This window comes from Pseudomonas sp. PAMC 26793 (assembly GCF_000313235.1).
In the GTDB taxonomy this organism is placed as follows: domain Bacteria; phylum Pseudomonadota; class Gammaproteobacteria; order Pseudomonadales; family Pseudomonadaceae; genus Aquipseudomonas; species Aquipseudomonas yamanorum.
The window spans coordinates 374,448-397,041 of sequence record NZ_AMXG01000045.1 but is presented as its reverse complement, the minus strand read 5'-3'; the positions used below and the strand labels follow the sequence as shown (position 1 = coordinate 397,041).

Genomic DNA, 22,594 nt, shown 5'->3' with positions numbered 1-22,594 from the left:
AGCCGGCCGGTAGGCCGCTGTGCTTTTGCTGTTGATCTTGATCTTGATCTTAGGCGCCCCGTTAAACCACGCTGGCCGAACGCAGGCTTTGGAGCGTGGGTAACCCGGCAGGACGCCGGGTTAGCCGCGCTGGGCCAAGGATGGCCCATCGCGGCGGCCCACGGTCCAAAGCCGGAGTGAGGGCACTCCGAGCCTAGGCGAGGAGCCGAGTGGTGGGGCAAGAGCGTTTTGCTTACTTTTGCGCTGTTCAAAAGTGAGCCGCTGTAAGAGCGGAACCCTAAGTGGCCGTTACCTAAATAACGGATATGTACTCAGTTCAAAAAGCCCGATAAGCCCGCATAAACAACCCCACAACCTCCTGCACATGCTCTTCGGCCGCCTCTGCGCTCAGTTGCCCCCCGCACCCATACAGCAGACAAAAATTCGCCGTCCCCTTGAGCAAACAAAAAAAATGCTCCGCCGCGGTGAACGGCTTGGCAATACGCAATGCGCCACTCTGGTCGATCTTACAGAGCAGCCGCTCCATCCCCTGCAACATACGCATCGGCCCAGCTTCGAAAAAGATCTGCGACAACTTCGGATCCTGACTCCCCGAAGTCATCATCAACCGATGCAAATTCACCGACTCCTCGCTGTTGATCAGCACATGAAACCCACGCGCGATAGTAAGCAGCACCTTCTCCACCGGCATACCTTCGGGCAATTCGAAATACATCACCGGCAACTGCTCTTCGCACTTGGCGACCACCGCCGCCGAGAACAGCGTCTCCTTGTCGGTGAAGTGGCTGTACACCGTCAGCTTCGACACCCCGGCCTCCACCGCCACCGCATCCATGCTGGTACTGGCATACCCATTACTCAAAAACAGGATTTTCGCCGCATCAAGAATCGCCTGGCGTTTTGCCATGTCCTTGGGACGCCCGGGGCTATTGGTGTTTACAGGATTGTCGGACATTTTCACTTTATTACTGGACTGGTGAGTTTGGTATTAATAACATACTGGCCAGTATAATTATTCCTAGCACCATTAGCGAAAGGTCCTTCAGCATGCGCAGCTATTTCCTGCCACTCGCGTTGCCCGCCAGCTTGTTATTCCTGTTGGCTGCCTGTGGCCATGAAGAAGCCGCGCAAACCACTGTCCGCCCGGCCATGGTGGTTCAGCCAGAGCCTTCCGCGCAGGCTTCCGACAGCTATCCGGGCGAGGTGCGTGCCCGTTATGAACCCGACCTGGCCTTTCGCATTGGCGGCAAAGTCAGCCGACGACTGGTGGAGGAGGGCGAGCGGGTCAAGGCCAACCAGCCCCTGGCAGAGCTCGATCCTCAGGACGTACGCCTGCAACTCGAAGCCACCCGCGCCCAGGTCGCCGCCGCCGAGGCGAACCTGAGCCTGGTGCGCGCCGAGCGTGACCGCTACAAGACCCTTATGGACCGTCAGATGGTCAGCCGTTCCCAGTACGACAATTCCGAAAACCTCTACCGTTCAGGTGAAGCTCGCCTCAAGCAGATCAAGGCCGAATTCGACGTGGCCAATAACCAGGCCGGTTACGCCGTGCTACGGGCGCCCCAGGATGGCGTGGTCGCCAAGCGTGCAGTGGAAGTCGGCCAGGTGGTGTCGGCCGGCCAGACCGTATTCACCCTGGCCACCGATGGCGAGCGGGAGGTGCTGATCAGCCTGCCGGAGCAAAGCTTCGGGCGCTTCAAGATCGGCCTGCCAGTGTCCGTGGAGCTGTGGACCCAGCCCGACCAGCGCTTCAACGGTCGCATCCGCGAACTGTCGCCCGCCGCTGATCCAAAGTCGCGAACCTTCGCCGCCCGTGTCGCGTTTACCGGCGGCAAGGTGCCTGCGGAACTGGGGCAGAGCGCTCGCGTATTCATCCAGGCTGACGGCGTGATTCCCCTGGCGGTTCCGCTGTCTGCCCTCAGCGCGGAGAACGGGGCGTCCTACGTCTGGGTGGTACAGCCCGACAACACCCTCAAGCGCACACCGGTGCGCATCGGCGCTTTTGGCGAGAAGACCGTGCCGGTGCTGGAAGGCCTGAACCCTACCGACTGGGTGATCGCTGCCGGTGTGCATGTACTCCATGAGGGCCAGCAAGTGCGCCCGGTGGATCGCTCCAACCGAGTGGTAAGTCTGGCGGCCAAGGAGTAGTCCCCGATGGGTTTCAATCTTTCCGAATGGGCGTTGCGTAATCGCCAGATCGTCCTGTTCCTGATGATCCTGCTGGCAGTGGTCGGCACCTTGTCCTACACCAAACTGGGGCAAAGCGAAGACCCGCCGTTTACCTTCAAGGCCATGGTGATAAAGACCAACTGGCCAGGCGCCACGGCCCAGGAAGTCTCGCGCCAGGTCACGGAGCGTATTGAAAAGAAACTGATGGAGACCGGCGACTACGAGCGCATCGTTTCCTTCTCCCGGCCCGGCGAATCCCAGGTCACCTTCATGGCCCGGGACTCGATGCACTCTGCGCAGATCCCGGACCTCTGGTACCAAGTGCGCAAGAAGATCAGCGATATTCGCCAGACCTTGCCACCGGATATCCAGGGCCCGTTTTTCAACGATGAATTCGGCACCACTTTCGGCAATATCTACGCCCTGACCGGCGACGGCTTCGACTATGCCGTGCTCAAGGACTACGCCGACCGCATCCAGATTCAGCTGCAACGGGTGCCGGATGTCGGCAAGGTCGAGCTCCTGGGTTTGCAGGACGAGAAGATCTGGATCGAACTGTCCAACCTCAAGCTCGCCACCCTCGGCTTGCCGCTGGCCGCCGTTCAACAGGCGCTGCAAGAGCAGAACGCCGTGTCGACCGCCGGCTTCTTTGAAACCCCGAGCGAGCGCGTGCAGTTAAGGGTTTCCGGCAACTTCAAGACCGTTAAAGAGATTCGCGACTTCCCGATCCGTGTCGGCGATCGCACGTTCCGTATCGGCGACGTGGCCGAGATTCATCGCGGCTTCAACGATCCACCTGCGCCGCGCATGCGCTACATGGGCGCCGATGCCATCGGCCTGGCCGTGGCCATGCGCGATGGTGGTGACATCCTGGTACTGGGCAAGGCGCTGGAAAGCGAATTCGCACGCTTGCAGAAGAACCTTCCTGCGGGCATGGAACTGCGCAAGGTGTCGGACCAGCCGGCAGCGGTAAAAACCAGTGTCGGCGAATTCGTCCAGGTACTGGCGGAAGCGCTGGCGATTGTGTTGTTGGTGAGCTTCTTCTCCCTCGGTGTGCGTACCGGCATGGTGGTCGCCCTGGCGATTCCGCTGGTGCTGGCCATGACTTTCGCCACCATGTATTACCTCGGCATCGGCTTGCACAAAATCTCTCTCGGCGCACTGGTGCTTGCGCTGGGCTTGCTGGTGGACGACGCGATCATCGCCGTGGAAATGATGGCGATCAAAATGGAACAGGGGTACGACCGCCTCAAGGCCGCCAGTTTCGCCTGGACCAGCACCGCCTTCCCGATGCTCACCGGTACGCTGATTACGGCGGCGGGTTTCCTGCCGATTGCCACGGCGCAATCGAGCACCGGTGAATACACCCGCTCGATCTTCCAGGTGGTGACCATCGCACTGCTGGCCTCGTGGGTCGCGGCAGTCGTATTCGTGCCGTACCTGGGGGAAAAGCTCCTGCCGGACCTGGCGAAGATTCATGCGGCCAAGCATGGCACCGACGGTCCGGATCCCTACGGCACGCCGTTCTATCAGCGCGTAAGGCGCCTGGTGGAATGGTGCGTGCGCCGGCGCAAGACGGTGATCGTCCTGACCTTGCTGCTGTTTATCGGCTCGGTGGCGCTGTTCCGCTTTGTGCCCCAGCAGTTCTTCCCGGCTTCCGGGCGACTGGAGCTGATGGTCGACCTGAAACTGGCGGAAGGTGCGTCATTGAGCAACACGGCTGACCAGGTTAAACGCCTGGAGGCCCTGCTCAAGGAACATGCCGGCATTGAGAACTACGTGGCCTATGTGGGGACGGGCTCGCCACGTTTCTACCTGCCGCTGGACCAGCAACTGCCGGCCGCCAGCTTCGCCCAGTTTGTGGTGTTGGCCAAGACCATCGAGGAGCGCGAAAGCTTGCGCACCTGGCTGATCGAGACCCTCAACGAACAGTTCCCGGACCTGCGTTCGCGGGTTACGCGGCTTGAAAACGGCCCGCCGGTTGGCTACCCCGTGCAGTTCCGGGTAACGGGCGAGCACATCGAAGAAGTCCGGGCCCTGGCGCGGAAAGTGGCGGCCAAGGTTCGCGAAAATACCCACGTGGTCAACGTGCACCTGGACTGGGAGGAGCCGAGCAAGATCGTCTACCTCAACGTTGACCAGGACCGCGCCCGCGCCCTCGGTGTGAGCACCGCCAACCTGTCGAAATTCCTCCAGAGTTCCCTCACCGGTTCCAGCGTCAGCCAGTACCGCGAGGACAACGAGTTGATCGAAATCCTGTTGCGCGGCACCGTTCACGAACGTACTGAACTGTCGCTGCTGCCAAGCCTGGCGGTGCCGACCGACAACGGCAAGAGTGTGGCGCTGTCGCAGATCGCGACCCTGGAATACGGTTTTGAAGAAGGCATCATCTGGCACCGCAATCGCCTGCCGACGGTGACCATCCGCGCGGATATCTACGGCAAGGAACAACCGGCGACCCTGGTCCAGCAGATCCTGCCGACGCTGGACGGCGTGCGCGCTGAACTGCCGGACGGTTACCTGTTGGAAGTCGGCGGCACGGTCGAGGATTCCGCCCGTGGGCAGAACTCGGTCAAGGCCGGTGTGCCGCTGTTTATCGTGGTGGTGTTGACCTTGCTGATGCTGCAACTGCGCAGCTTCTCGCGCACGGCGATGGTGTTTCTCACCGCTCCGTTGGGCTTGATCGGGGTGACGCTGTTCCTGCTGGTGTTCCGCCAACCCTTTGGGTTCGTGGCGATGCTGGGGACCATCGCGCTGTCGGGGATGATCATGCGCAACTCGGTGATCCTGGTGGACCAGATCGAACAGGATATCAAGGCGGGACTGGCACCCTGGCAGGCGATTATCGAGGCGACGGTGCGACGCTTCCGGCCGATTGTGCTGACGGCGCTGGCGGCCGTATTGGCGATGATCCCGCTGTCTCGCAGCGTGTTCTTCGGGCCGATGGCCGTGGCGATCATGGGCGGTTTGATTGTGGCGACGGCGTTGACACTGTTGTTCCTGCCTGCGTTGTACGCGGCCTGGTTCAGGATCAAGAAGGACGTGGCGTAAGACGGGCAGCCTTCATATTCCAAGGCCGGGCAGGGAACGTTTTCGGACGTTTCTTCCACTTAGGGACTACCTGATTGCAGGTACTTTTGATCTACCGGTTCTGGTGGTTGCCGGAGCCGGTAAGTGAAGACGTCTAAATGGATTGAAGGATTGCCCTATGTGTATTTGTTCTATCATACGAATGATTGCCCGCCCTCCAAAACCGGCGCCAGAGCCTGAGTGCTCGAAGCCAAAACCGTGCAAGGCAAAGCCGTCACAGCCCGAATGCCCGCCAAAATCCTGTTCAACGAATTCGGACTACCAGACAGGAAAAGTTAACTTTGGACTGGTTGCGATGGGGTCGTTATCCCTCGTTCGCTACGCATAGCAACAGAGAAAGGGATCGCCCCCCGGGCAGAGGGGGCGATTCTGTTGGCTTACAAGCTGCCAAACACCTTCTTTGCCAAACTGGTAGCCGCGGCTGCCGGGTTCTTGCGAATGGTCTCTTCCTGCTGCGCAATCATCTTGAACAGCCCGTCCAGCGCCTGTTCGGTCACGTAGCTTTCGACGTTGGCACTCTTGGCATCAATCGCGCCGAAGGTGGCCGCCTTGCCCGCGAGGGCGTTGTACTGCTGGGCAACGCCAACCTTGTCGGTGGCCGCCTTGACGATGGGCAGGAACTTGGCCCGGATCTCGTCACGGCTGCTTTTGTTCAGGTACTGGGTGGCCGAGTCCTGGCCGCCGGTGAGGATGCCCTTGGCGTCGGTCACGCTCATGTTTTTCACCGCATTTACCAGGATCGGCTGAGCCTGGGTCACGGCAGACTCTGCCGCCTTGTTCATGCTGGCTTCCAGTTGGTTGACCTGATCACCCATGCCGAACATTTTCAGTTTGTCGGCGACTTTGCCCAACTTGCCCGGCAGGCCGATCTTCACTTCGGGGTTATTGCTGAAACCGCCGGGCACGCCCAGTTGTTTCACGGCAATCTGCGCGCCTTGGGTCAGTGCATCCTTGAGGCCGCCGGTGGCGTCGCCCTGGGACAGACTGCCAAGGGACAAGGCCATGGCGTTGGCACCAAGCAGCAGGCCGGCGCACAGGGCCGTTAGGCGAAGGGAGTTACGGAGCATGGACGCTTCCTTATGTTCGAATTTTTAATCAGTGTGCAACCGCATCCACGCGTACGCGCAGCGGTTGTGGATCCTGGCCATTCAACTGCACAGAGTGCCGTTCGGTGGTGATAAACAGTAGCTTGCCATCCAGTTCGATGCGAGCGCTGACCGAGTAACTGTGGCCAGGCTTGACCTGGGCCGGGTCGTAGCTCAGGTGGAAGGGTAGCGGCACCTGGCCTTTCACCGGGCCTTTCTGCTCGGCCAGGGTCACCGCCGGGGCGTCCATCAAGGACACGTCTTGCAGGGTCACACTCAAGGTGGCGGCGGGCGGCAGGGCGATGCGTTGCAGGTAGAACACTTCGCCGTCGAGGCTGGCTTTGGGGGCGGGGCTCATGGTCTGGCAGGCTCCCAGCAGGGCGGTGAGGCCCAGGAGGATGATTTTTTTCATGGTACAGCTCCTTGTCAGCGGCGCCAGAAACACCCTGGCGCCTCGGTCACTCTAGTGTGTTTCTTCGGGGACGACGGGCTTGTCTGCCGCGTCTTCGCTGCGATGCAGGGCCACCTGGCGAATTGACAGGCGAATCTCTGCCGGCAATACGCGCTTGGCCGCGCCTTCGGCCAGCTCGCCCAGCAGTGGGTGATAGCTCAGCTTGCCGGCCTCGTCGCGGCGCAGCACATCCTGCTCCAGCAACGTCTGGATGAAATGTCGGAAAAGGCTCTTGTCGAAGAACTCCGGGGCATTCAGTCCATGGAGGATCGACAGGCGCTGGGCCATGACGGTGCACAGGTCTTCCAGCTCTTCGGCGCTGATGCTGTTCTGGCCGCTGTTGAGCAGCAGCGAGATGGCCATGTAGAAGCGTTGCAGGGTCTGGGCGATGCTCTTGGACAGCAGCGTCAGCAGTACAAAGTGGCGCGAACTTGGGGCCGGGCGCAGGTACACCTCATTCTCGAAGCGCAGCAGGCCTTGTTCGACGAAGGCGTCCAGCCATTGGTCGACCACCGCGTCCAGCTCGTCCAGGGACCAACGGATAAACAACTCCGATTGCAGGTACGGGTAGAGCGCGCGGGTGTAGCGCAGGATCTGTTCGCGGCTCATGCGCGAGCTGCTCTGGAAGAAACTCGCCAGCAGCGCCGGCAGGGCGAAGATGTGCAGCACGTTGTTGCGGTAGTAGGTCATCAGGACGGCGTTTTGCTCGTCCAGGTAGAGGATCTTGCCCAGCGCATCGCTCTGTTCCGACAGCAGGTCCATGTCCTTGACGTGTTTGATCAGCGCCAGGCCGTCACCTTCGGGCAAGGTGGTGTGGGGCGAGTAGGGCACCTTGCGCAGCAGTGCCAGGTACAGATCAAGCTGGCGCGCCATGGCCTGTTCGTCCAGGGCCAGGCGGGTGGTGGACAGCAGCGCCAACGCCACCAGATTCACCGGATTGATCGCCGCTGCTTCGTTCAGGTGTTGCGCCACCCGCTCGCCGAGGCGGTTGGTGGTTTCGTTGAGCCACGCCGGCTTGTAGTTCGGGCCCAGCTCCTGGGCGCGCCAGTCGGGCTGCTCGCTGTCGAGGAATTCGGCCAGCTTGATCGGTTCACCAAAGTTGACTGCGACCTGGCCAAAGCGCTGCTTGAGGGCGCCGACCACTTTGAAAATATCGAAAATCGACTCTTTCTTCTTGCTCGCGCCGCGCAGTTCGCCGAGGTAAGTCCGGCCTTCCAGCACTCGCTCATAGCCGATGTAAACCGGAACAAACACGATGGGCATGCGCGAGGAGCGCAGGAAGCTGCGCAGAGTGATCGCCAGCATCCCGGTCTTCGGTTGCAGCATGCGCCCGGTGCGCGAACGTCCACCTTCGACGAAGTACTCCACCGGGAAACCCTTGGTGAACAAGGTGTGCAGGTATTCGTTGAACACCGAGGTGTACAGCGGGTTGCCCTTGAAAGTACGGCGCATGAAAAACGCCCCGCCACGGCGCAACAGGCTGCCGATCACCGGCATGTTCAGGTTGATCCCGGCGGCAATGTGCGGCGGGGTCAGGCCATTCTTGAACAGCAGGTACGACAGCAGCAGGTAGTCGATATGGCTGCGATGGCACGGCACATAGATCACCTCGTAACCCTGGGCGACCTTTTGCACGCCCTCGATGTTGTTGACCTTGATGCCGTCGTAGATCTTGTTCCAGAACCAGCTCAGCACCACTTCCAGGAAGCGGATGGCGGTGTAGGTGTAGTCCGAGGCAATTTCGTTGCCGTAGCGCAGGGCCTGGGCCTTGGCTTTTTCGGGGGTGATTTTCTCGCGCTCGGCTTCATCGAGGATCGCCTGGCGCACCAGCGGCATGTTGACCAGGCCTTTCACCAGGTTGCGCCGGTGGGACAGGTCGGGGCCGATCACGGCGGTTTTCAGGTTGCGAAAGTGCACCCGCAGGATGCGTTGGGCCATGCGCACGGTGCGTTCGTGGCCTTTATTGTGCTCGATCAATTCACGCAGATTGATAGGCGCGGAGAATTGCACCCGGGTCTTGCGGCCCAGGATCAGGATGCTCAGCAGCCGGCGCAGGCGGCCGGTGACGGCCCAGCTGTCGGCGAACAGCAGCTTCCACGGGCTGGACTCGCTGTCGGGCGACTGGCCCCAGAACACGCTGACTGGAATGATCTGTGCATTCTCTTCGGCGTGTTCGGTGAGTACGTCCACCAGGCGGGTCAGGGTGGGCGGTGCGCCACGCTTGTCCTGGCGGCCGAGCCAGTCGGGGTCGGGCGTCAGGTAGAAGAAGGCCGCCGGTTCCATCAATGGGCCGACCGATACCGGCAGCACCGGGCGCGGCAGGCCGGCCTTGGTACATTCGGTATCAACCACCGCCAATTCGGTGAGGGACGGGGATTGCAGGACGTAAAACACCGGACGACTGCGGTCGAGGTTGAGGGTAAGGGACGACTGGTTGATCGTCTCTGAGCGAACCCAGAGGTACAACAGCCGACGCAAGGTGCCAAATACCAGACGGCGAAAGGGAGAGCGGGTCATACGGCTTCTGCTTTGAGTGGGAAAAACCGAGCAGATGCTCGGGCCGATAGTGTGCCGTATTCACCGAAAATCGGCAAAAAAGCGGCGAAGTAATCTTGAGTTGAAGCTTTTTGAGCCTGTCTTATACTCGGCAGTTCAACTGCGACGACTCAACAATAAACGTACTTATAAAAAGCATGTGGGAGCAAAACAGATGGCAACGCGCGAAACCGGCAATGTGAAGTGGTTCAATGACGCCAAGGGTTACGGCTTTATACAGCGGGAAGATGGCAAGGATGTGTTTGTGCACTATCGCGCCATTCGCGGTGAAGGGCATCGCTCATTGTCTGAAGGCCAGCAGGTGGAGTACGCCGTGGTGACAGGCGAGAAGGGCTTGCAGGCTGAGGATGTGGTGGGCCTGTAACCTTTGCGTGATCGTTCCCACGCTCTGCGTGGGAATGCTTCTTTGGACGCTCCGCGTCTGCTTTTAATCGTGACGCGGAGCGTCACAGGCTGCATTCCCACGCAGAGCGTGGGAACGATCCCTCAGGCCGTTTTCCAGGTGATCTGCTCTTCACCGTCTTCGCTGATACGAATCCAGGTATCCGCGCTTTCTTCACCTTCTTCCTCAACCCAGCTGCCTGGCGCGCAACGCACTTCGACGTTCAGTGCAGCAAAGGCCGCACGGGCGCAGGCGATGTCGTCTTCCCACGGGGTCTGGTCGCTTTCCAGGTACAGGCTGTTCCATTTGCCTACGGCTTTCGGCAGCCAGGTGACCGGCACGCTGCCGGCTGTGCACTTGTAGGTCTGGCCACGCTGGACCCAATCGGTGCACGGGCCCAGGGCAGCGCCCAGCCAGGCGGCGATGGCCTTGTGGTCGACGTCGGCGTCCTTGAGGTAAATCTCGATATCGGGTTGGCGCATGGATGTTCCTCATTGCGGGATTCTGAAAATCCATTCGCGGATTCAGCGCAGGCCCCGAGAGGCCTGCAAATAATGGGTTATTGAAGCACGAAATAGTCGTAGCGCATCGACACAGTGACCAGCAGCGGTTCGGCCGCCTCGATCACCTGGGCGCGGCGCTCGGCATTGGCGCGCCAGCCGTGGGGTGTCATCGCCAGCAGATTGGCGCGGTCCTTGGGATCGGCCAGACTGAGCTTGAACTCCAGGGTTTCACTGTGTTGCAGGCTCATGCCGTCCGGTACCAGCGCCAGGTGCTTGTCATCGGTGTACTCGCGCACTTCGTCGTACAAACGCTCACGCAGTTCCATCAGGTGGCCGCTGGTGGGGCCGACTTTCATCAAGCCACCGCCCGGGCTGAGCAGGCGCTTGGCCTCCAGCCAGTCCAGCGGGCTGAACACGCTGGCCAGGAACTGGCAACTGGCATCGGCCAACGGCACCCGGGCCATGCTGGCGATCAACCAGGTCACCGTGGGGTTGCGCTTGCAGGCACGCTTGACCGCTTCCTTGGAAATATCCAGCGCGTAGCCGTCGGCGCGCAGCAGGGTGTCGGCGATTTGCGCGGTGTAGTAACCCTCGCCACAGCCGATATCCAGCCAGCGCTGGGGTTTGCGTTCTGCGGCCAGTTCGGCCAGGCGCCTGGCCACCGGGGCGTAGTGCCCGGCGTTGAGGAAGTCGCGGCGCGCTTCCACCATTGCCAGGTTGTCGCCCGGGTCCCGACTGTTCTTGTGCTGCACCGGCAACAGGTTCAGGTAACCCTGGCGCGCGCGGTCGAAACGGTGCCCGACCGGGCAGGCCACGCCATTGTCCACTTCATGGAGCGGTGCGCTGCAAATGGGGCAAGCGAGCATCAGGCGAGCAACTTGATCAGGGTCTGGTAGTAGATTTCGGTCAGCACATCGAGATCGCTGGCGAGAATGCGCTCGTTGACCTGATGGATGGTCGCGTTGACCGGGCCCAGCTCTACAACCTGAGTGCCGAGGGTCGCAATGAAGCGCCCGTCGGAAGTGCCGCCGCTGGTGGACGCCTTGGTCTCGCGGCCGGTGACGGCCTTGATGCTGGCGGAGACGGCATCGAGCAACGCGCCTGGTTCGGTGAGGAACGGCAGGCCCGACAGCGCCCACTCCACATGCCAGTCCAGGCCATGCTTGTCGAGAATCGCCGCGACCCGCTGCTGCAGGCATTCGACGGTGGACTCGGTGGAGAAGCGGAAGTTGAACACCGCCGTCAGGTCACCCGGGATCACGTTGGTGGCGCCGGTGCCGGAATTGAGGTTGGAAATCTGGAAGCTGGTGGGCGGGAAGAAGGTGTTGCCGTCGTCCCAATGCTCGGCGGCCAGTTCGGCCAGGGCCGGAGCGGCCAGGTGGATCGGGTTCTTCGCCAGGTGCGGGTAGGCTACGTGGCCTTGCACGCCGCGCACGGCCAGGGTGGCGCCGAGGGAGCCGCGACGGCCGTTCTTGACCACGTCGCCCACCAGGGTGGTGCTCGACGGTTCGCCGACGATGCACCAGTCCAGGCGCTCCTTGCGGGCTGCCAGGCGTTCGATCACAGCCTTGGTGCCGTGGTGCGCCGGGCCTTCTTCGTCACTGGTGATCAGGAAAGCCACCGAACCCTTGTGGTCCGGGTAGTCGGTCACGAAGCGCTCGGAAGCGACCAGCATCGCGGCCAGGCTGCCTTTCATGTCGGCGGCGCCACGGCCACAGAGCATGCCGTTTTCGTCGATCAGCGCGTCGAAAGGGTCGTTCTGCCAGGCCTTGACCGGACCGGTCGGCACCACGTCGGTGTGGCCGGCGAAGCACAATACCGGGCCCTCGTGTTTGCCGTGGGTGGCCCAGAAGTTATCCACATCCTCGATGCGCATCGGCTCAAGCGCAAAACCGGCGTCGCCCAGGCGCTGCATCATCAGCTTCTGGCAATCGGCATCGATCGGCGTCACCGACGGGCGACGGATCAGGTCGATAGCGAGTTGGAGGGTCGGCGAAAGGTCGGCGTGGGCCGTCATGTAAAAACTCCAGAAGCATGTCAGGGCGCAAGGCTTATGTGGGAGGAGGCTCGTGTGGGAGCGGGCTTGCTCGCGAATACGGAGTGTCAGTCAACAACGTATGAACTGACCCGGCGCATTCGCGAGCAAGCCCGCTCCCACACAAAGCAATGGCCTGGGCCAAGTCTCACAAAATGGCCGTTATCTTATAGCAAAACGGCGGCCAGAGGCCGCCGTTTAGTGCATTGCGCAGGATTTTAAGCGGCGGCCACAGGCTCTTGCTTCGGTGCCGGTTTCGGCAGCGACGACAGGAACGCCATGATCAGCGCCGCCACATACGGCAGCGACTGCACCAGCAACATCACCACCCAGAAGCGCATGTCATTGCTCGGCAGGCCCTGCACCAGGTAAATCCCCAGTGCCGCGCCCCACAACAGCATCATGATGAACATCTCTTCCCGGGCTTCGGAAATCGCGACCCAGAAACCGTGGTTATCGGCGTTCTTCGGTGTACGAAAGAACGGAATGCTGGTGGTGAAGAAGCCGTACAGCACGGCCTTGGCGATGGTGTGGGACAACGCCAACCCGGCCAATGCCGCGCAGAACGCATCTTTCAGGTTCACACCCACCGCACGACGGTAGAGGAAGATGATCTTGCCGACCTTGAACACGAACAGCGCCAATGGCGGAATCGCGAAAATCAGCAGCGGCGGGTCAACCCGCGTCGGCACGATAATCATCGCGGCCGACCACAACAGGGCGCCCACGGTGAAGAAGATGTTCATGCCGTCGGCCACCCACGGCAACCAGCCCGCGAGGAAGTGGTAGCGCTGGCCACGGGTCAGCTCGGTGTCCTTGCCGCGCAAGAGGCTCGCGGTGTGACGCTTGATGATCTGGATCGCCCCGTAGGCCCAGCGGAAACGCTGTTTCTTGAAGTCGATAAAGGTATCGGGCATCAGGCCCTTGCCGTAGCTGTCGTGGTAGTACGCCGCCGACAGGCCTTTCTCGAATACCCGCAGGCCCAACTCGGCATCTTCACAGATGCACCAGTCGGCCCAGCCCAGTTCTTCAAGCACCGAGCGACGGGTCATAGTCATGGTGCCGTGCTGGATGATCGCGTCGCGGTCGTTGCGGGTGACCATGCCGATGTGGAAGAAGCCTTTGTATTCCGCGTAGCAGAGCTTCTTGAAGGTGCTTTCGTTCTGGTCGCGATAATCCTGTGGCGACTGCACCACAGCGATTTTCGGGTCGGCGAAGTGCGGCACCATGTGCTTGAGCCAGTTCGGCGACACGCAGTAATCGGAGTCGATCACCGCGATCACTTCGGCATCCTTGGCGGTATGCGGGATCAGGTAGTTCAGCGCGCCGCCCTTGAAACCGGCCAGGGGCGAGACGTGGAAGAACTTGAAGCGCGGGCCCAGGGTTTCACAGTAGTCGCGCACCGGCTCCCACACGGCCGGGTCCTTGGTGTTGTTGTCGATGATCAGGACTTCGTAGTCCGGATAGTCGAGGGCGGCCAGGGCGTCGAGGGTCTGTTTGACCATCTCCGGCGGCTCGTTGTAGCACGGCACGTGGATCGAGACTTTCGGGCGGTAGTCCGAATCCCCTTCAACCGGCAGGAATTCACGCCGGCGTTTGTGAGTCCAGACCGCTTCTGCCAGTTCGTGGGCTTCGGTCAGCAGCACAATGAATACGCCCAGGGCGCCGAGGGCCAGGAGGATGCCCACGGTAACGCTGAACCAGGTGCTGTATTGCTGGCTGTAGTCGTAACCGATCCACACCAGCACCGAACCGCACAGGAACGCGATGAAGGTCAGGAAGGTCCGGCCTCGCTGGCGCAGGGCCGAGCCGTCGATCATCAGCAGGGTCAGGGACAGCAGCGCAAGCACCACCGAGCCGATCGCCAGCACTCGCCATTGTGGAATCGCGACCACCGGGCCATCGAAATTGAATTTCTGCTGGCGCGCGGCGTTGAACACGCCCCAGTAGGCGCCCGCCGAGCCTTCATCGCTGACTTTCCACGGTTGGTCGAAAGCCTCGATCACGAAGTAGTTGTAGCCCTGGCGATTGAGCTTGTTCACCAGTGTGCGCAGGTAAATCGCCTGGTCGGCCGGGGACGTTTCATTGCCACCACGCATGCGGCCGTTACTCGGCCAGCCAACCTCCGACAGCAGCAGCGGCTTTTTCGGGAACAATTTCTTCAGGTCCCGGGCGCGGTCGAGTACGTACTGGCCGGCCTTGTCCATCGGGATGAACTCCCAGAACGGCAGGATGTGCGCGGCGATCAGGTCGACGTGCTTGGCCAGTTGCGGGTTCTTTTCCCAGATGTGCCATTGCTCGGAAGTCGTCACCGGTACTTTCACGGCGGCGCGCACCCGGTCCAGCAGCACGATCAGCGCTTCCGGTGTGATTTCTTCACGGAACAGGGCTTCGTTACCTACCACCACCCGAACGACGCTGCGGGAGGTGTTGGCGATTTCGATGGCACGCTGGATCTCGCGCTCGTTGCGCTCGAGGTCCGGGCTGATCCAGATTCCCAGGGTCACCCGCAGACCGAACTCTTCCGCCAGCTTGGGGATATCCCCCAGGGTGCCGTCGACCGAGTAGGTACGGATGTTGTCCGTCATCTTGCTCATGATCGCAAGGTCCTGACGCATTTGATCGTCAGTCGGATACTGGTCTTTCTGTGGGAACTGGCCTTGCTGGAACGGCGAGTAGGAAAAACCGGAGATCTGTTCAGGCCAGTTAGGGGCAGTGACCGGGCGGTTGATCAGCGCCCAGAAGCCGGTGAACAGCGCGGCAATTGCCAGCACTACCACCAGGTTGAGTCCAAATTTACGCGATGACATGGCTATTTCGGGTTCCAAAAGGTGTGGAACGAAAAGAGGTGTCGGCCTGCGCCGAACGGCGCGCATCCTACACCGGCCTTTCACTGACCGTACAGCAAGCCGAGAAAAACCGGACATTGGGCAGCGAAAGTTCATCTAAGTTCTTTACTTGTAGCTGGATGCGTCGAACTTGTCGCGGCAACGCCCTATAATGCGCGCCGGTTTTTGGGGTAATGGTCATGAGTGCAGAAGATCCACGGTTTGCCGGCGTCGCCCGCTTGTATGGCATTGAAGGGCTGGAACGCTTGAAGGCGGCCCACGTGGCCATCGTCGGTGTGGGCGGTGTGGGCTCGTGGGCGGCGGAAGCCATCGCCCGTTGTGGGGTGGGCGAGATTTCGCTGTTTGACCTGGATGATGTGTGCGTCAGCAACAGCAACCGCCAGTTGCATGCGCTGGACAGCACGGTGGGCAAGGCCAAGGTCGAGGTCATGGCCGAGCGCCTGAAGGGCATCAACCCGGACTGCACCGTGCACGCGGTGGCGGATTTCGTCACCCGCGAGACCATGGCCGAGTACATCACGCCCAATATCGATTGCGTGATCGACTGCATCGACAGTGTGAACGCCAAGGCCGCGCTGATCGCCTGGTGCAAGCGGCGCAAGATCCAGATCATCACCACTGGTGGCGCGGGCGGGCAGATTGATCCGACGCTGATTCAGGTGTGTGATTTGAACCGCACGTTCAATGACCCGCTGGCGTCGAAAGTGCGCTCCACCCTGCGCCGCGACTATGGCTTCTCCCGTACCGTGACCCGCCATTACAGCGTGCCCTGCGTGTTTTCCACCGAACAGCTGCGTTATCCGAAGCCGGACGGCAGCATCTGTTTGCAGAAGAGTTTTGTCGGGGATGGGGTGAAACTGGACTGCGCTGGTGGGTTTGGCGCGGTGATGATGGTTACCGCGAGCTTCGGCATGGTGGCGGCGACCAAGGCGGTAGACAAGATAGTGGCCGGGGTGCGCCGGCCTGCTGACAGGGTCAAGGCCCCTTAGATCTCAGTCTGGAATGAAGATCAAAATGTGGGAGGCTCAGCTGCCGCATCCGCTGCAACACCGCGTTCAATCCATTGCTGCGCGACGGCGATAACTGCCGCGACAGGCCCAGTTGTTCAAACCAGCCGGGCAAGTCGACGGCGTGCAGTTCGGCGGCAGACAAGCCGTTGACCCGTGCCAGCAACAGCGCAACCAGCCCGCGTATCAGCCGTGCATCGCTGCTGGCGGCAAACTGCCAGTGGTCATCCTGCAAGCGCCCCACCAGCCACACCAGGCTTTCACAGCCCTGCACCAGGTTGGCGTCGACCTTGTCTTCATCCGGCAAGGCGGGAAGACGTTCGCCCCATTGCATCAGCAGGCGGGCCCGTTGCTCCCAACTGCCGACCGCCTGGAATGCTTCCAGCGCGATAACGGCCTCCGGCGGCAAACTCATCGCAACATATCCAGGGCTTGATCCAGCGCTTCAAAAAAACGCTCCAGGTCGTCGGAGTCGTTGTACAGCGCCAGCGACACCCGAATCGCCCCCGACAATCCCATCTGCTTGAGCAATGGCATCGCACAATGATGGCCCGCGCGTACGGCAATCCCTTGTTCAGTCAGCAAGTGGGCAAGGTCGGCGTTGTGCACGCCTTCCACTACAAAACTGGCCAGGGCTACTTGCGGCGAACCCAGCAGGCGCACGCCGTTGCGGGCTTGCAGGCCACGCAGCAGGTAGTCGTGCAGGGCGGCTTCGTGGGCCGTCACTGCCTGCTGGTCCAGGGAACTCAGGTAATCCAGGGTTGCGCCCAGGCCGATCACGCTGGCGATCGGCGGTGTTCCGGCTTCGAAGCCAAGGGGCGCGGGGCGAAAGCTGGCACTTTGGTAGTCAGCCTGCTGCACCATCTCGCCGCCAAACTGCCAATGGCGCAGGTGATGCAGGGCTTCGGTGCGACCGTAAAGCACGCCGACGCCATCCGGGCCGTAGAGCTTGTGGCTGGAAAACACGTAGAAGTCGCAGCCCAGGGCCTGCATGTCGTGGCGACCATGGACGATGCCCTGGGCGCCATCGACCACCGTCAGTGCGTCGTGGGCCTTGGCCAGCGCCAGCAATTGCGGCAACGGCTGCCAGGCACCGAGCACGTTGGACAGTTGGCTCACCGCCAGCAGGCGGGTGCGCGGGCCGATCAGTTGGGCGGCGGCTTGCAGGTCGATCAAGCCGTCTTCAGCGAGCGGCAAGACCACCAGCGCCAGCTCTCGACGTTTGGCCAGTTGCTGCCACGGCAGCAGGTTGGCGTGGTGCTCCAGGGCGCTGATGACAATCTCGTCGCCCGGGTTGAATAGGTGCTCAAGGCCATAAGCCAGGAGGTTCAGCGCTGACGTCGCGCCGTGGGTGAAGATGATTTGCCCGTTGTCACCGACGTTCAGCCACTGCGCCACCTTGTTGCGACTGTCCTCGAAGGCCTGGGTCGCATGGGCGCCCGGCAAATGCTGGGCACGGTGCACATTGGCTGCGCCATTGGCGTAGTAATGGCTGATGGCGTCCAGCAAGGCTTGAGGTTTTTGCGTGGTGGCGGCGTTGTCCAGGTAGGTCTGGTCTTGCCGTTGCAGGGTGGCGATGGCCGGAAAATCGGCGCGCCAGGGAGAGGGCACAAGCATGGTGATCAAGACTCGTATAAACGGCCCGCATCCGGAAGAGGCAGGCCGTTAGTGGCATCGAGTCGCTGCTTAGTTGTGAGCGTGCAGCGCTGCGTTCAGTTCGATGGCCGATTTGTGGGTTTTGCACTCCACGGCACCGGTCTCGGAGTTGCGGCGGAACAGCAGGTCCGGTTGGCCGGCCAGTTCACGGGCCTTGACCACTTTGACCAGCTGGTTTGCTTCATCCAACAGTGCAACCTTGGTGCCGGCGGTAACGTACAGGCCCGACTCAACGGTGTTGCGGTCGCCCAACGGGATACCGATACCGGCGTTGGCGCCGATCAGGCAGCCTTCGCCGACCTTGATCACGATGTTGCCGCCGCCCGACAGGGTGCCCATGGTGGAGCAGCCGCCGCCCAGGTCCGAACCCTTGCCGACGAATACGCCAGCCGACACACGGCCTTCGATCATGCCCGGGCCTTCGGTGCCGGCGTTGAAGTTGACGAAACCTTCGTGCATCACGGTGGTGCCTTCGCCCACGTAGGCACCCAGGCGGATGCGCGCGGCATCAGCGATACGCACGCCGCTCGGCACCACGTAGTCGGTCATTTTCGGGAACTTGTCCACCGAGAACACTTCCAGCAGCTCGCCACGCAGGCGCGCTTCCAGCTGACGCTCGGCCAGCTCGGCGATGTCGATTGCGCCCTGGCTGGTCCAGGCCACGTTCGGCAACTGCGGGAACACACCGGCCAGGTTCAGGCCGTGGGGCTTGACCAGGCGATGGGACAGCAGGTGCAGCTTGAGGTAGGCCTCAGGCGTGGAAGTCAGCGCGGCGTCTTCGGCCAGCAGGGTGGCGACCAGCGGTGTATGGCTTTCAGCCAGGCGGCTCAACAGGGCGGCTTGGGCAGCGTCGACGCCTTTGAGCGCGTCAGCCAGTTGCAGGGCCTGGGTGACGGTGAAAGTGATCGCCTGGTTGCCTTCGGTGTAACCGAGGATCGGGGTGATGGCAGCGATGATTTCAGCCGATGGATTGAGCAGCGGTTGTGCGTAAAACACTTCCAGCCAAGCACCTTGGCGGTTCTGAGTGCCGACGCCGAAGCCCAGGCTGAACAGGGAATTGGACATGCTGTTACCTCTACAAAAATGGAGTGGGCTGGCCTACTTGAGGGCCGCCGAATAACTATCTGGCTTGAAGCCAATCAGGGTTTTGTCACCGAGATCAAGCACGGGACGCTTGATCATCGAGGGTTGCGCGAGCATCAATTCAATGGCTTTCGCTTGGTCGAGATCGGCTTTGCGTTCGTCTTCGAGTTTGCGAAAGGTGGTGCCCGCACGGTTCAAAACCACCTGCCAACCGTGCTCATTGCACCATTGGGTCAAGTGTTCGCGGTCGATACCGGCCGTTTTGTAGTCATGAAACTCATACTGGATAGCGTGCTCATCGAGCCAGGTGCGCGCCTTTTTCATGGTGTCGCAGGCTTTGATGCCGAAAAGGTGCAACGTTTTGCTTGAAGCGGTCAAGGAATTGCCCCCCTTTGGGCTGACGCAGATGAAAGGTCTAGGATTATGCCATGACCAGCGGCTTTCGGCGCCGCTCGTCACACTTACGTTTTGCTCGCGTGCGACTTTTGTGCAAAGGCCATCGCGCAGCATAGGCGGCTAATATGGCACTTCAACGGCGAGTTGTTGCCTGATGTGTGTTGTTGCAAGTTGATTGTCTGGGAATCCCGCGTTATGCAAACCGCCTACACCGTACTTATCCTGCTAATGCTGGTCAGCGTTTCGCGCCTGGTCGGGCGCATCATCCCACTGCCGTTGCCTCTGGTGCAGATTGCCGCCGGCGCCTTGCTGGCCTGGCCGACCCTCGGGCTGCACGTGGCCCTTGACCCTGAGTTGTTTCTTTTCCTGTTTCTGCCGCCGCTGCTGTTCTCCGATGGCTGGCGTATGCCCAAGCGTGAATTGTGGCGCCTGCGCGGGCCGATCCTGACGCTGGCGGTGGGCCTGGTGCTGTTCACTGTAGTCGGTGCCGGTTACTTCATTCACTGGCTGTTGCCGAGTATCCCACTGCCGGTGGCCTTCGCCCTGGCGGCGGTGTTGTCGCCGACGGATGCCGTGGCGGTGTCGGCCATTTCCCAGAATCGTTTGCCGACGCCTTTGATGCATATGCTTCAGGGCGAGGCGCTGATGAATGACGCCTCGGGCCTGGTGACCTTCAAGTTCGCCCTGGTGGCGGCGGTGACCGGGGTATTTTCCCTGGCGAATGCCAGCCTGACGTTTGTGCTGGTGGCCGTCGGTGGCCTGGCCATTGGCGTGGCCTTGAGCTGGCTGGTGGGCCGCTTGCGGTCCTGGATGATCGCCCGAGGCTGGGATGACCCGGCGACGCATGTGGTGTTCATGTTGCTGCTGCCGTTTGCTGCCTACGTGCTGGCCGAACGCCTTGGCGCCTCGGGCATCTTGTCGGCGGTGGCTGCGGGGATGATGCAAAGCTGGCTCGACCTGCTGCCGCGCCAGACCAGCACCCGGTTACTCAACCGCAGTGTCTGGTCGCTGCTGGAGTTTGCGTTTAACGGCTTGATCTTCCTGCTGCTGGGCCTGCAATTGCCGGACATCATCAAGGCGGTGGTCAGTCACGAGCCGACGTTGTGGCCGACCTTGTTGTATCGCTGCCTGGACGTGATCGCGATTTTCCTGGTGCTGGTGGTGTTGCGGTTTATCTGGGTGCAGAGCATCTGGCGCCTGTCGGGGTTACTGCGGCGCCTGCGTGGGAAAAGTGAGCTGACGCTGGTGCCTACCGCTCGTTCCTGCTGGCTGTTGACCGTGGGCGGGGTACGTGGGGCGGTGACCCTGGCGGGTGTGATGTCGGTGCCATTGCTGCTGGCGCCCGGTGAGGCGTTTCCGGAGCGTGACCTGCTGATTTTTATTGCCGCCGGGGTAATCCTGCTGTCACTGGTTGCTGCCTGTATCGCCTTGCCGCTTCTGCTGCGGGGGATCGAAAAGAGCCCGGACGACAAGCGTCACAATGAAGTGCGCGAGGCTTGGAAGAAGACCGCCGTGGCAGCTATTCATGCACTCGAAACCGAAGAGCCTGCTGAAGCTGCACCTCTGCATGCCGCCCAGGCAGCCTTGGCCACCGAGCTCAAAGCGCGGTTGATGTCGGAGTATCGTCATCAATTGGAGGTGTTCAATGATTCGGCCGAAGCCCAGGCGCTGGCGTTTCAGATGGACCAACTGGAGCGCAAGTTGCGCCTCAAGGCCCTGCGGGCGCAGCGTCTGGAGCTGTATAGCCTGAGCCGTCACCACCAGATTGGTGATGACGTGCTACGGGAGGTGTTGGCGGATCTGGATATGAGCGAGGCTATCTTGGGGAAAACCGGGTAGTGCATTGCTTCCCCGTCATCTGGACGTTGCACCCATTCTCGAATACGCAATTTCACATTTCGATCATCGTGAGGGGGGATTCAGCCAGATTTTTTAGGAAGGGTAATATTGGTAAACCCCAAGGCTTTAGCGAACATATGTTTGATGTCGCGGGCGGTTTTCTTTTTATTGGCGTCCCAGTGAATGCCCATGGTGGGGTCCGAAGGCGCTTTATTTTTGGCGTCTGTTCCGATCTCCGACCAGGACTTGCCGCCATCGGTAAGCGAAATTCGGATATCACCATCGGCGTTGTCAGTGAATTTAATAGATGTATTTACGTAAGGTTGTAGTTTTTCGATATTGTGTATCACCAGTTTCTTCTGTTCGTCATTCATGCCGAGCAGCGATACGGTTACCGTTGAAAGGTCTGGCCAAAGCTTGGTTGTTGCCACGGTGGCTTGTAGTTTTTTGATGCTGTCATCAATAGAGGGAAGAGGCCGTGGAGGGTACATCAACCGTAATAATGCGATATCGCCGTCAGAGAGCTCATTGCTTTTAAGGACGGCGGCGCCACCATTCAACTCCTTCGAAGTGAATTCATAATGCATGATCGACTTTTGATCGTAAGGCGTGAAAGTGGGGCCGTTTTTTTGCCGTTTTATCGTGTCCAATACTGTTTCTTTTGCAAGTTTTTTGGGGGCAGCAGCGTCTTTGAAAGTCTTGTCGAGTTCTTTTTCATCAAATTCTATCGTGCGGTCGGGATGTTGGTGCTCGTGTAATACTCCAATTGCGTGCATACCTTCATGTAGGGCTGTGGCAATTACTTTTTCCGCAGGTCGATCGAAGTCTATTGACAGGGTGGGTTCAGTAGCAGGAGCCGTTTTTGCTTGAATCCCCACCCACGAAGAGCCATTTTGACCCTTTACGGTGTTAGGGCCTACACGGATTTCTGCATCAGGGCCTGCGACAAATTTAAATTTCAGATTGACGTGTGGTGAGATTTTACTGAACGCAGCTTTTATAAGATCTTCTTGCTCTTTTTTTACTTCCTGAAAGCCTATGGTGACGGTTGAGTTTTGTGGCCATCTTCGATGGGTCGCTCCGATGCCGCGTTTGGATCGAGTGCGAGGAGTAGGCCGCACCTGCGCCTCTTCATCGGTTGGAATAGTCGCCGAGTTCGCGATGTGAATACTGGCAGGGGAGTAACTACTGTTGAGCGTATTCATGGGTTGTGAATTCTCAATAAAGGGGGGCCTGGCAATTGTTGAAGAGGGAACTAAGGTTTATAAAATCTCCTGCCTTAATTGGATATTTTTTGTGAGTTAAGGTTAATTTTGCGTAGGGTTGTGTGCGTTTCTGTGTGGGAGGACGGCAACTTTTAGTTTCGTGACGATGTTGCAGGAAATATATTGATAGCGCCTGTCAGGCAGCGTGGCGAGTGGAAATTTAGTTTCGAGAAGGCGGTGGTTGCGCGATTAGATAAGATTAAGGGGGCGGCTATGAGTGAGGCGTAT

At 60.4% G+C, this 22,594-nt stretch carries 18 protein-coding genes; 5 read left to right on the top strand and 13 right to left on the bottom strand.

From position 1 onward, the window contains the following. Positions 1-316: 316 nt before the first annotated feature. Positions 317-955, bottom strand: a complete 639-nt coding sequence (locus D109_RS0125910) for a TetR/AcrR family transcriptional regulator (protein WP_017479436.1) — start codon at positions 953-955, stop codon at positions 317-319. 92 nt (positions 956-1,047) lie between these two features. On the opposite strand from D109_RS0125910, the gene D109_RS0125905 reads away from it, so the two are divergent. Further along, complete coding sequence (locus D109_RS0125905) at positions 1,048-2,148, top strand: efflux RND transporter periplasmic adaptor subunit (protein ID WP_017479435.1); 1,101 nt, start codon at positions 1,048-1,050, stop codon at positions 2,146-2,148. Positions 2,149-2,154: 6 nt separating this feature from the next. Next, positions 2,155-5,220, top strand: coding sequence for an efflux RND transporter permease subunit (locus D109_RS0125900; RefSeq protein WP_017479434.1), 3,066 nt, complete (start codon positions 2,155-2,157; stop codon positions 5,218-5,220). A 416-nt stretch (positions 5,221-5,636) separates the two neighbouring features. Here the strand turns inward: D109_RS0125900 and D109_RS0125895 are convergent, their stop codons facing one another. Genes D109_RS0125895 through plsB form a run of 3 tightly spaced genes read right to left on the bottom strand, consistent with a single transcriptional unit; the run spans position 5,637 to position 9,312 of the window. Continuing rightward, positions 5,637-6,326, bottom strand: coding sequence for a DUF4197 domain-containing protein (locus tag D109_RS0125895; protein WP_017479433.1), 690 nt, complete (start codon positions 6,324-6,326; stop codon positions 5,637-5,639). 28 nt (positions 6,327-6,354) lie between these two features. After that, a complete protein-coding gene (locus D109_RS0125890; protein WP_017479432.1) occupies positions 6,355-6,756 on the bottom strand; it encodes a YbaY family lipoprotein in 402 nt (133 codons plus the stop codon). A 51-nt stretch (positions 6,757-6,807) separates the two neighbouring features. Then, positions 6,808-9,312: a glycerol-3-phosphate 1-O-acyltransferase PlsB gene (plsB, locus tag D109_RS0125885; protein WP_017479431.1), complete on the bottom strand. Its 2,505-nt coding sequence runs from the start codon at positions 9,310-9,312 to the stop codon at positions 6,808-6,810. 193 nt (positions 9,313-9,505) lie between these two features. On the opposite strand from plsB, the gene D109_RS0125880 reads away from it, so the two are divergent. Next, the gene (locus D109_RS0125880) at positions 9,506-9,715 is read left to right on the top strand and encodes a cold-shock protein (protein WP_017479430.1); all 210 of its coding nucleotides are present in this window, start codon (positions 9,506-9,508) and stop codon (positions 9,713-9,715) included. A 122-nt stretch (positions 9,716-9,837) separates the two neighbouring features. On the opposite strand, the gene D109_RS0125875 is transcribed toward D109_RS0125880, so the two are convergent. The 4 genes from D109_RS0125875 to D109_RS0125860 form a co-directional block, all read right to left on the bottom strand. Continuing rightward, entirely contained in the window at positions 9,838-10,215 is a 378-nt protein-coding gene (locus D109_RS0125875) for a hypothetical protein (protein WP_010176770.1), read from the bottom strand. A 77-nt stretch (positions 10,216-10,292) separates the two neighbouring features. Then, on the bottom strand, positions 10,293-11,102 hold the full coding sequence (locus D109_RS0125870) for a putative RNA methyltransferase (RefSeq protein WP_026078218.1): 810 nt from the start codon (positions 11,100-11,102) through the stop codon (positions 10,293-10,295). After that, positions 11,102-12,253, bottom strand: coding sequence for a succinyl-diaminopimelate desuccinylase (gene dapE / locus D109_RS0125865; RefSeq protein WP_017479428.1), 1,152 nt, complete (start codon positions 12,251-12,253; stop codon positions 11,102-11,104). The genes D109_RS0125870 and dapE overlap by 1 nt, the downstream gene beginning before the upstream one ends. Before the next feature lie 236 nt (positions 12,254-12,489). Continuing rightward, positions 12,490-15,081: a glycosyltransferase gene (locus D109_RS0125860; protein ID WP_017479427.1), complete on the bottom strand. Its 2,592-nt coding sequence runs from the start codon at positions 15,079-15,081 to the stop codon at positions 12,490-12,492. Positions 15,082-15,299: 218 nt separating this feature from the next. Here D109_RS0125860 and tcdA point away from each other — a divergent pair, with 218 nt between their 5' ends. Further along, complete coding sequence (tcdA, locus tag D109_RS0125855) at positions 15,300-16,109, top strand: tRNA cyclic N6-threonylcarbamoyladenosine(37) synthase TcdA (RefSeq protein ID WP_026078217.1); 810 nt, start codon at positions 15,300-15,302, stop codon at positions 16,107-16,109. Here tcdA and D109_RS0125850 read toward each other — a convergent pair. The 4 genes from D109_RS0125850 to D109_RS0125835 form a co-directional block, all read right to left on the bottom strand. Next, positions 16,096-16,542 carry a SufE family protein gene (locus D109_RS0125850; RefSeq protein ID WP_017479425.1) on the bottom strand — a complete coding sequence of 149 codons (447 nt, stop codon included), beginning with the start codon at positions 16,540-16,542 and terminating at the stop codon, positions 16,096-16,098. The genes tcdA and D109_RS0125850 overlap by 14 nt on opposite strands. After that, positions 16,539-17,744: an aminotransferase class V-fold PLP-dependent enzyme gene (locus tag D109_RS0125845; protein WP_017479424.1), complete on the bottom strand. Its 1,206-nt coding sequence runs from the start codon at positions 17,742-17,744 to the stop codon at positions 16,539-16,541. Before D109_RS0125845 ends, D109_RS0125850 begins: the two co-directional genes overlap by 4 nt. 69 nt (positions 17,745-17,813) lie before the next feature. Next, positions 17,814-18,848, bottom strand: coding sequence for a 2,3,4,5-tetrahydropyridine-2,6-dicarboxylate N-succinyltransferase (gene dapD, locus D109_RS0125840; RefSeq protein ID WP_017479423.1), 1,035 nt, complete (start codon positions 18,846-18,848; stop codon positions 17,814-17,816). Between the two features lie 33 nt (positions 18,849-18,881). Beyond that, positions 18,882-19,244, bottom strand: coding sequence for an ArsC family reductase (locus tag D109_RS0125835; protein WP_003219341.1), 363 nt, complete (start codon positions 19,242-19,244; stop codon positions 18,882-18,884). Positions 19,245-19,457: 213 nt separating this feature from the next. Between D109_RS0125835 and D109_RS0125830 the strand changes: the two genes are divergently transcribed. Then, positions 19,458-21,101, top strand: a complete 1,644-nt coding sequence (locus tag D109_RS0125830) for a Na+/H+ antiporter (protein ID WP_017479422.1) — start codon at positions 19,458-19,460, stop codon at positions 21,099-21,101. 80 nt (positions 21,102-21,181) lie between these two features. On the opposite strand, the gene D109_RS1000000133225 is transcribed toward D109_RS0125830, so the two are convergent. Beyond that, complete coding sequence (locus D109_RS1000000133225; RefSeq protein ID WP_081585390.1) at positions 21,182-22,306, bottom strand: M12 family metallopeptidase; 1,125 nt, start codon at positions 22,304-22,306, stop codon at positions 21,182-21,184. Between the last annotated feature and the right edge of the window lie 288 nt (positions 22,307-22,594).

Bases quoted from the DNA above. Each gene is read 5' to 3' on its own strand.
- D109_RS0125910 (WP_017479436.1), bottom strand. From the start codon at position 955: ATGTCCGACAATCCTGTAAACACCAATAGCCCCGGGCGTCCCAAGGAC.
- D109_RS0125905 (WP_017479435.1), top strand. From the start codon at position 1,048: ATGCGCAGCTATTTCCTGCCACTCGCGTTGCCCGCCAGCTTGTTATTC.
- D109_RS0125900 (WP_017479434.1), top strand. From the start codon at position 2,155: ATGGGTTTCAATCTTTCCGAATGGGCGTTGCGTAATCGCCAGATCGTC.
- D109_RS0125895 (WP_017479433.1), bottom strand. From the start codon at position 6,326: ATGCTCCGTAACTCCCTTCGCCTAACGGCCCTGTGCGCCGGCCTGCTG.
- D109_RS0125890 (WP_017479432.1), bottom strand. From the start codon at position 6,756: ATGAAAAAAATCATCCTCCTGGGCCTCACCGCCCTGCTGGGAGCCTGC.
- plsB (WP_017479431.1), bottom strand. From the start codon at position 9,312: ATGACCCGCTCTCCCTTTCGCCGTCTGGTATTTGGCACCTTGCGTCGG.
- D109_RS0125880 (WP_017479430.1), top strand. From the start codon at position 9,506: ATGGCAACGCGCGAAACCGGCAATGTGAAGTGGTTCAATGACGCCAAG.
- D109_RS0125875 (WP_010176770.1), bottom strand. From the start codon at position 10,215: ATGCGCCAACCCGATATCGAGATTTACCTCAAGGACGCCGACGTCGAC.
- D109_RS0125870 (WP_026078218.1), bottom strand. From the start codon at position 11,102: ATGCTCGCTTGCCCCATTTGCAGCGCACCGCTCCATGAAGTGGACAAT.
- dapE (WP_017479428.1), bottom strand. From the start codon at position 12,253: ATGACGGCCCACGCCGACCTTTCGCCGACCCTCCAACTCGCTATCGAC.
- D109_RS0125860 (WP_017479427.1), bottom strand. From the start codon at position 15,081: ATGTCATCGCGTAAATTTGGACTCAACCTGGTGGTAGTGCTGGCAATT.
- tcdA (WP_026078217.1), top strand. From the start codon at position 15,300: ATGAGTGCAGAAGATCCACGGTTTGCCGGCGTCGCCCGCTTGTATGGC.
- D109_RS0125850 (WP_017479425.1), bottom strand. From the start codon at position 16,542: ATGAGTTTGCCGCCGGAGGCCGTTATCGCGCTGGAAGCATTCCAGGCG.
- D109_RS0125845 (WP_017479424.1), bottom strand. From the start codon at position 17,744: ATGCTTGTGCCCTCTCCCTGGCGCGCCGATTTTCCGGCCATCGCCACC.
- dapD (WP_017479423.1), bottom strand. From the start codon at position 18,848: ATGTCCAATTCCCTGTTCAGCCTGGGCTTCGGCGTCGGCACTCAGAAC.
- D109_RS0125830 (WP_017479422.1), top strand. From the start codon at position 19,458: ATGCAAACCGCCTACACCGTACTTATCCTGCTAATGCTGGTCAGCGTT.
- D109_RS1000000133225 (WP_081585390.1), bottom strand. From the start codon at position 22,306: ATGAATACGCTCAACAGTAGTTACTCCCCTGCCAGTATTCACATCGCG.